This is a genomic window from Paenibacillus antarcticus (assembly GCF_001637225.1).
Classification (GTDB): domain Bacteria; phylum Bacillota; class Bacilli; order Paenibacillales; family Paenibacillaceae; genus Paenibacillus_AQ; species Paenibacillus_AQ antarcticus.
The window spans coordinates 1-3,353 of sequence record NZ_LVJI01000017.1; the positions used below are offsets into that span (position 1 = coordinate 1).

1 rRNA gene is annotated in these 3,353 nt (G+C 50.9%); it reads right to left on the reverse strand.

The features are described from left to right. Positions 1 to 153 precede the first annotated feature (153 nt). Positions 154 to 3,084 (reverse strand): 23S ribosomal RNA (locus PBAT_RS13270). Positions 3,085 to 3,353 lie beyond the last annotated feature (269 nt).

Here is a 3,353-nt window from a genome sequence, read left to right on the forward strand (position 1 = left end):
ACTGCGAGGTGGACGTGTGGAACCCCTCCGCTATCGCCACCAAACGGTTTCAGCTTTATGCTGTTATTCAAGGTTTAATCCTTGAAAACTAGATACGAATGAATTTGCAGTTCAAAACTTGCATTTGCTTCTGAAGCCTAAACTTCAGAATATTAGGATAAGCCCTCGACCGATTAGTATTGGTCAGCTCCATGCATTGCTGCACTTCCACCTCCAACCTATCTACCTCGTCGTCTTCAAGGGGTCTTACTAATTGGGAAATCTCATCTTGAGGGGGGCTTCACGCTTAGATGCTTTCAGCGCTTATCCCGTCCGCACGTAGCTACCCAGCTATGCTCCTGGCGGAACAACTGGTACACCAGAGGTGCGTCCATCCCGGTCCTCTCGTACTAAGGACAGCTCCTCTCAAATTTCCTGCGCCCACGACAGATAGGGACCGAACTGTCTCACGACGTTCTGAACCCAGCTCGCGTACCGCTTTAATGGGCGAACAGCCCAACCCTTGGGACCTACTTCAGCCCCAGGATGCGATGAGCCGACATCGAGGTGCCAAACCTCCCCGTCGATGTGGACTCTTGGGGGAGATAAGCCTGTTATCCCCAGGGTAGCTTTTATCCGTTGAGCGATGGCCCTTCCATGCGGTACCACCGGATCACTAAGCCCGACTTTCGTCCCTGCTCGACTTGTAGGTCTCGCAGTCAAGCTCCCTTCTGCCTTTGCACTCTTCGAATGATTTCCAACCATTCTGAGGGAACCTTGGGGCGCCTCCGTTACTCTTTAGGAGGCGACCGCCCCAGTCAAACTGCCCACCTGACACTGTCCCCGAACCGGATTACGGTCCTAGGTTAGAACCTAGATACGATCAGGGTGGTATCCCAACGGCGCCTCCGTAGAAGCTTGCGCTCCTACATCTCAGGCTCCCACCTATCCTGTACAGATCGTACCCAAATCCAATATCAAGCTGCAGTAAAGCTCCATGGGGTCTTTCCGTCTTGTCGCGGGTAACCTGCATCTTCACAGGTATTAAAATTTCACCGGATCTCTCGTTGAGACAGCGCCCAAGTCGTTACGCCATTCGTGCGGGTCAGAATTTACCTGACAAGGAATTTCGCTACCTTAGGACCGTTATAGTTACGGCCGCCGTTTACTGGGGCTTCGGTTCATAGCTTCGGGTTACCCCTAACCACTCCCCTTAACCTTCCAGCACCGGGCAGGCGTCAGCCCGTATACTTCGCCTTACGGCTTCGCACAGACCTGTGTTTTTGCTAAACAGTCGCTTGGGCCTTTTCACTGCGGCCCCCTCGTGCTATTCACACTACCGGGGCACCCCTTCTCCCGAAGTTACGGGGTCATTTTGCCGAGTTCCTTAACGAGAGTTCTTCCGCGCGCCTTAGAATACTCTTCTCGCCTACCTGTGTCGGTTTGCGGTACGGGCACCTTCTCCTGACTAGAGGCTTTTCTTGGCAGTGTGAGATCATGACCTTCGCTACTATAATTTTCGCTCCCCATTACAGCCCAGCCTTATAGTGTGCGGATTTGCCTACACACAAGCCTCACTGCTTAGACGGACTATTCCATCAGTCCGCGTCACTACCCTGCTGCGTCACCCCATTGCTCATAACGGATTACGGTGGTACAGGAATTTCAACCTGTTGTCCATCCACTACGCCTTTCGGCCTCGCGTTAGGTCCCGACTTACCCTGAGAGGACGAGCCTTCCTCAGGAACCCTTAGGCTTTCGGCGGATCAGATTCTCACTGATCTTTTCGTTACTTATACCGGCATTCTCACTTGTATGTTGTCCAGCGCTCTTTACAGTACACCTTCAACCCACATACAACGCTCCCCTACCCCAGATACTAATGTATCTAGCCATAGCTTCGGTGGTGTGTTTAGCCCCGTTACATTTTCGGCGCAGAGTCACTCGACCAGTGAGCTATTACGCACTCTTTCAATGGTGGCTGCTTCTAAGCCAACATCCTGGTTGTCTGGGCAACTCCACATCCTTTTCCACTTAACACACACTTTGGGACCTTAGCTGATGGTCTGGGCTGTTTCCCTTTCGACAATGGATCTTAGCACTCACTGTCTGACTCCCGGATATAAGTACATGGCATTCGGAGTTTGACTGAGTTTGGTAACCCTTGCGGGCCCCGCACCCAATCAGTGCTCTACCTCCACGACTCTATACTCCGAGGCTAGCCCTAAAGCTATTTCGGGGAGAACCAGCTATCTCCGAGTTCGATTGGAATTTCTCCGCTACCCCCACCTCATCCCCGCATTTTTCAACATGCGTGGGTTCGGGCCTCCAGTGCGTGTTACCGCACCTTCACCCTGGACAGGGGTAGATCACACGGTTTCGGGTCTACGTCCACGTACTAAATGTCGCCCTATTCAGACTCGCTTTCGCTGCGGCTCCGCCTTCTCAGCTTAACCTTGCACGGGAACGTAACTCGCCGGTTCATTCTACAAAAGGCACGCCATCACCCATTAATAGGGCTCTGACTTTTTGTAAGCACACGGTTTCAGGTTCTATTTCACTCCCCTTCCGGGGTGCTTTTCACCTTTCCCTCACGGTACTGTTTCACTATCGGTCACTAGGGAGTATTTAGCCTTAGCAGATGGTCCTGCTGGATTCATACGGGGTTTCACGTGCCCCGCACTACTCGGGATACATCTCGGAGGGATTGGACTTTTGGTTACAGGGCTTTTACCTTCTATGCCGGGCCTTTCCAGACCTCTTCACCTAACCCAATCCTTTGTAACTCCATGTGAGATGTCCCACAACCCCAAAGAGCAAGCTCCTTGGTTTGGGCTAATCCGCGTTCGCTCGCCGCTACTGACGGAATCACTATTGTTTTCTCTTCCTCAGGGTACTTAGATGTTTCAGTTCCCCTGGTCTGTCTCTACATTTCCTATGTATTCAGAAATGAGTGACTGCGTATTACCACAGCCGGGTTTCCCCATTCGGACACCCCCGGATCAAAGCTTGCTTACAGCTCCCCGAGGCAGTTTCGTTGTTCGCCACGTCCTTCATCGACTCCTAGTGCCTAGGCATCCTCCGTGTGCTCTTAGTAGCTTAACCATCATGCTCCTGTTTCTCGTCTGCTTCACCCGAAGGTTCTTCAGTCTCCAAACACTTGCATATCAATTAGCTTGTACTCAGTAAACTGAATACTCACTGCTACTTTTACACTTTGCTCAGTTAACAAGTTAACCGAACTAGTTAAAAAGAATGTTCGTTTCTTACTTGCAAATTCGTTCGTTATCTAGTTTTCAAGGATCAAAGTTATTTCTATAAAACAAAAAACGTTTTGAAAGATGGCCATTTCAAAGATGAACAGAGTTTATGAA